Annotated in this window: 6 protein-coding genes; all 6 read left to right on the top strand. The window is 49.0% G+C overall.

Going from position 1 to position 4,755, the window contains the following annotated elements; genetic code table 11:
- A partial coding sequence (locus GC101_RS17675) for a M23 family metallopeptidase (protein WP_216626655.1) occupies window positions 1-1,129 on the top strand: 1,129 nt, incomplete at its 5' end.
- A gap of 2 nt (window positions 1,130-1,131) precedes the next feature.
- Window positions 1,132-1,383: a hypothetical protein gene (locus GC101_RS17680; RefSeq protein ID WP_171718312.1), complete on the top strand. Its 252-nt coding sequence runs from the start codon at window positions 1,132-1,134 to the stop codon at window positions 1,381-1,383.
- Between the two features lie 7 nt (window positions 1,384-1,390).
- On the top strand, window positions 1,391-3,541 hold the full coding sequence (locus tag GC101_RS36190; protein WP_171718313.1) for an FtsK/SpoIIIE domain-containing protein: 2,151 nt from the start codon (window positions 1,391-1,393) through the stop codon (window positions 3,539-3,541).
- 146 nt (window positions 3,542-3,687) lie between these two features.
- Complete coding sequence (locus GC101_RS17690; protein WP_171718314.1) at window positions 3,688-3,921, top strand: hypothetical protein; 234 nt, start codon at window positions 3,688-3,690, stop codon at window positions 3,919-3,921.
- Between the two features lie 158 nt (window positions 3,922-4,079).
- Window positions 4,080-4,316: a hypothetical protein gene (locus GC101_RS17695; protein WP_171718315.1), complete on the top strand. Its 237-nt coding sequence runs from the start codon at window positions 4,080-4,082 to the stop codon at window positions 4,314-4,316.
- Complete coding sequence (locus GC101_RS17700) at window positions 4,258-4,506, top strand: hypothetical protein (protein ID WP_171718316.1); 249 nt, start codon at window positions 4,258-4,260, stop codon at window positions 4,504-4,506. The genes GC101_RS17695 and GC101_RS17700 overlap by 59 nt, the downstream gene beginning before the upstream one ends.
- The last annotated feature ends 249 nt before the right edge of the window (window positions 4,507-4,755 follow it).

Consider the following 4,755-nt stretch of genomic DNA (forward strand, 5'->3'; position numbering starts at 1 on the left):
GCAGGATAGAGGAGGAGGACAGGTGGAAGTTGTTAAAAAGGCCAAAGAGATGAAGAAAATCATCGGGGTGCTTTCGGCGCTTAGTTCCCCCGGAATCGGCTTGGTGCTGATTTTTCTTGGATTGGCTGCACTAGTGGTGTTATTTGTCTTCTTGCCGTTCATGATCTTCTCGGATACCGACAGCTATAAGCCACAAACAGCAGGTCAGTATGCCTGGATGGCTCCTGTACAGCTGGATGTGGACGGAACGGCCTACGTCTGGCCGGTACCGACCATTGATCGGGTTTCTTCTCCGTTTGCGCTGCGTGATCTGTTTGGCACCACTCGAATGCACAAGGGAATTGATATTGCGAATGGTGCTGCGAATACTGAGCTACAGGCGGTCTATGCCATGGCAGCGGGAACGGTGACGATGGCTGGAGCCGCAAGTGGTTATGGACAGGCGATTATGATCGATCACGGCAATGGGTTAGTGACCATATACGGACATCTTTCTACTCAGATGAACGTATCGGTGGGGGATGTAGTGAGCAAAGGGCAGCTGATCGGAGCCATTGGGCAAGGTATTGTCGGTCGGTCTACCGGACCCCATTTACATTTTCAAGTGGAACTGAACCGGGTGCCGGTTGATCCCCTGGAGTATGTATTTGCTCCTGGTACAGAAATACCTACATTGCCAAGAGAGCTGGGATACCAGTCCTTAAATATCGAATATGTGCTGCAATTTCTGGAGAAGCGAAAATCAGCGCTGGCGGATCGCAGCCTACTTCAAATGATCGATGAGGCGGGGCGAATCAAAAATGTCTCTCCTTATTTGCTTATCGCCATTACCGGTCAAGAACAGTCATTTGTGCCGAGAAACAATAACCATGCCTCGGAGATTATCCGCAATCCGTGGAATGTTTTTGGCTGCTGGTGCAAGGGGAAGGGGGCGCAACTCTCGACTGGTGAGTCCGCGCAGATTGCGGCGAATACGATTATTAAGCTGTCTCAGGATCTTCCAGCCGGAAGAGATCCCATCCAGTGGTTGTCTGCTAAAGATAATCCACGTGGTTATTATGCTGCACATAACGGATGGTGGATAGGGGTATCCAAGTACTTCAAATTGTTAGTTGCGGGGAGTGGTTGAAAATGAATTTAACAGTTGTCATTATCGCGATATTGCTATGGGTGTTTTACAAGAAAGGCAGCAATGGTTTGCCGACCTGGCTCGTCAAAACATTGGGTGTATTTTTGGTGATTATGCTGTTGCGAAATCTTACCGAGGCGTATCATTTTGTATTTGACGAGTCCGATGCGTGGTGGCCTCTCGTGAAAGAGAATGCGGCTCGGTTCAATCAGCAGCTGAGAGATCTGATCCAGACCATGATGAAAGGAAGCTGAGTCCACAGTGAGCACTCCAGATCCACCGTCAAAGGAATCTTTTGGACAGTACGTGAACCGCCTGACTGTCATGGCTGCATTGGGAAGTGTAGTCGTATTGTTCCTGCAACCAGCACCAGAACTCAGCCATTTGGCAAAAATGGTGCTCCGGTATGCAGTAACACTGTGGCTCTGCATTGTGGGTGTTCCTCATATTACGACATTCGCTTGGAAGCATCGGAAACGCATGCGGCCATGGTTTAACCAGTTGCTGCAAATGATTCGAAACCGGGAATTGAAACTGGGGCCATCATCATCAGACATTTCGCTCAGCAAGCTGCCGAATGCCGGTGGTGTGGAATCTATGTCTTCCACACCCGAGCGGGGTGAACCCAATCATAGGCCGGTTATGCTTGCGGGCGTACAGAGTGTTCAATCGGGACCCTATGCTCTATTCCCACCGAACCCTCGGCCGTATTCTTCTTCTACATTATCGGCAGAGCAGGCATCGGAGCTCATCTTCAATACTGTCCAATTGGCAGGACTGAAAATGGATGAACCGCCAGAAATTCTGTCCATCGATGCCGGGCCAACGCTACAAACCATTTCTTTTCGATTACCCGCCCGTCTGCAGCTCAGTGACCTGGTCAAAAAAAGAGATGATCTAGCGAATCATATCGGGCAAGATCAGGGGTTTGCGGTGGCTTCTTCTGCTTTTCCAAGTTCAGCAGCTTTTGTAATACCACATCAAGAACGTGCATTTGTGTATATGAGTGATTTGGTAAATGAACTTAGGGAATTTTCTAAAACTGCTCAATTACCAATGGTGTTCGGGAAGGATATGGAGGGTAAACCAGTTTTGGTAGACCTGGCCAAGTTACCTCATTTGCTTGTGGCTGGATTCACCGGATCGGGAAAGTCTGTTTATATCAATGGATTACTTACTTCTCTGGCAACAACACGTTCTCCGCAACAAGTGAAATTTTTGCTCATTGACCCCAAAATGGTCGAACTTATGATGTATACCGGCTTACCGCATTTAATCTCTCCACCTGTGACTGACCCGATGCGAGTGTCACTTGCGCTTAAAAAAATTGTGGTAGAGATGGAGAAGCGGTATACACGTTTCGCACAAGTGGGTGCCCGTAATTTGTTGCAATATAATCGAAATCATCCACAAGAACAAATACCTTATATTGTGACCGTTATAGATGAATATGCTGATTTAATGGTACTTGCTAAAACAGATGTGGAGGACACCGTGCAACGTCTGACGCAAATGGGTAGAGCTGCGGGAATTCATTTAATTATGGGTACTCAGCGTCCCAGTGTGGATGTGGTGACTGGTGTTATTAAATCGAATCTTCCGTCTCGGGTGGCATTCCAGTTGCGGAGTGTTTATGATTACAAAACTGTCCTGGATACAGGTAATCCACATTTACTTGGCGGCGGAGATGGGATCTGCATGCTGAACGGTGGAGGGCAAAAGAGATTCCAGTCGGCGGCGATCAGCGCGGATGATGATGAAACCACCCAGTATATTGAGAAACTCAAGAGTTATTGGCGGAATGATATGCGTATGGATAAGGCCGATTCAGAGCAAGTGAATGAAAGTTCCTCGGTGTTTGCTACGATATTTGAAGAGGTTGAAACGGAGCAAATGGCTACTGAATCTGTAGAGCAGAACCCATTGAGTGAATTCCCCACAGGAGAATGGGCTGATCTGGAGGAAGAGGAGGAGCCGCTCATCAATGAGAGTGTGTATGAACAAGTAATCCGCTTAGCAAGGGATCATAACGGAGTATCCGGCAGATTGCTTCAGCAAGCGTTGAACATTGACTACATAACAGCGGCTACTTATGTAGATCAACTCAGCAAAGAAGGGAAAGTGGCACCTGAGTATGATCCAGAGACAGGGTTGAAGCCTTGGCTAGTGGATAGCCGGGAGAGCGATGAAAAATTGCTGCTGCGAGTTCAGCGAATGATTTGTGAGACGAGATCCACCCGTTCCACCGATATTCAGCAAGCCCTTGGAATGCGCAAGGAGAAGGTGCTGCAACTGATGGGCCAATTGGTGAAGTTGGATTTTTTACTTCCCCCGACAAGTACAAAAGGTGGGTACACGCTTGCATGGGATGAGGATCGAATTCAAAGCTTTTTAGACAATGAAGAGGAGTAATCTCTTTTTAATAGATTTCTAGTTCCCGTTTCTAGTTCCCGTTTCTAGTTCCCGTTTATTAAAGCCGAAAACCCGCGTGATAATAGGCTTTTTTCTGATTTTCGAAATCAACAGAGCAATTGGGAACTAGAACGGGAACTAGAAAAATGAGCCTGATTTTAATCAAAATAGAATACGCAGCAATATTAGCTATGAGGAGTGTGAATAATTTGGACCAGGAATCATATGAACATGCTCAGAAAATTGAACATTTAAGAGGAATAGATCCTAAGAAATTGGCGCAGAGACGCTTGAATGATCTGATCCAATCCTACAAGAATGGAGATATTTCAGCGGATGATTTGCGCCGTTATACCAATATTGATCCAGAAAGTTTGTAGTATCTATTTATTAATAGGGGGTCTGAAATGAAAGAGACGGTTTGTCAAACGCCTTGTTCTATTTGCGAATGTGAAGGTGATGAGGATTCAGGTGTTATCTGTGAGGAATGCCTTGAAAAATATTTGAATGGAGAAATGGGAACATAGGGGGAATTGTTATGAATAAAACTATAGCTGGACATACCTTGGCTATCCGAAATACTAAGCAAGCGATTGATCGTGCCAATGCATCCGGGAACATCCACGAAGCAGAATTTCTTACACGCAAAATATTGCCTAACCTGGAGGAACGGTTGGCTGAGTGTAGATTGGCAGCAGCTGCCGGTGCTCACCTGGATGTCGGTGAACCCACCGGTGCGCCTGCAGGAGCCCGGCAACAGCCTTGCCCTGGTTAATTGGTCGGCGGCTGCGCGCGGATCCGCAGCAGCAGCGGTAGACGTTCTTCCGGAGGCCCGTGCGCCCGGCGCGCCGGTTGGCCACACTGCCGGCTGCAGATCTACCGCAGCAGCTGCCGGCGCTCTCCTGGATGCCGGTGAACCCACCGGTGCGCCTGCAGGAGCCCGGCAACAGCCTTGCCCCGGTTAATCGGTCGCCGGCTGCGCGCGGATCCGCAGCAGCGGTAGACGTTCTTCCGGAGGCCCGTGCGCCCGGCGCGCCGGTTGGCCACACTGCCGACTGCCGATCTATTGCAGCTGCTGCCGATGAGCTCCAGTACCTGGCTGCCTTCGGGGCAGCGATCGATAACTCGCCGGGGGTCAACCAACCCGCCTGCAGGACCCGGTAACGGTCTCGCCCTGGTTAATCGGTCGCCGGCTGCGCGCGGATCCGCAGCAG

The organism is Paenibacillus phytohabitans (assembly GCF_013141775.1).
GTDB lineage: Bacteria > Bacillota > Bacilli > Paenibacillales > Paenibacillaceae > Paenibacillus_AQ > Paenibacillus_AQ phytohabitans.

Excerpts from the sequence above, each read along its gene's own strand:
- GC101_RS17680 (WP_171718312.1), top strand. The coding sequence starts at position 1,132 with ATGAATTTAACAGTTGTCATTATCGCGATATTGCTATGGGTGTTTTAC.
- GC101_RS17695 (WP_171718315.1), top strand. The coding sequence starts at position 4,080 with ATGAATAAAACTATAGCTGGACATACCTTGGCTATCCGAAATACTAAG.
- GC101_RS17700 (WP_171718316.1), top strand. The coding sequence starts at position 4,258 with ATGTCGGTGAACCCACCGGTGCGCCTGCAGGAGCCCGGCAACAGCCTT.
- GC101_RS17690 (WP_171718314.1), top strand. The coding sequence starts at position 3,688 with ATGAGCCTGATTTTAATCAAAATAGAATACGCAGCAATATTAGCTATG.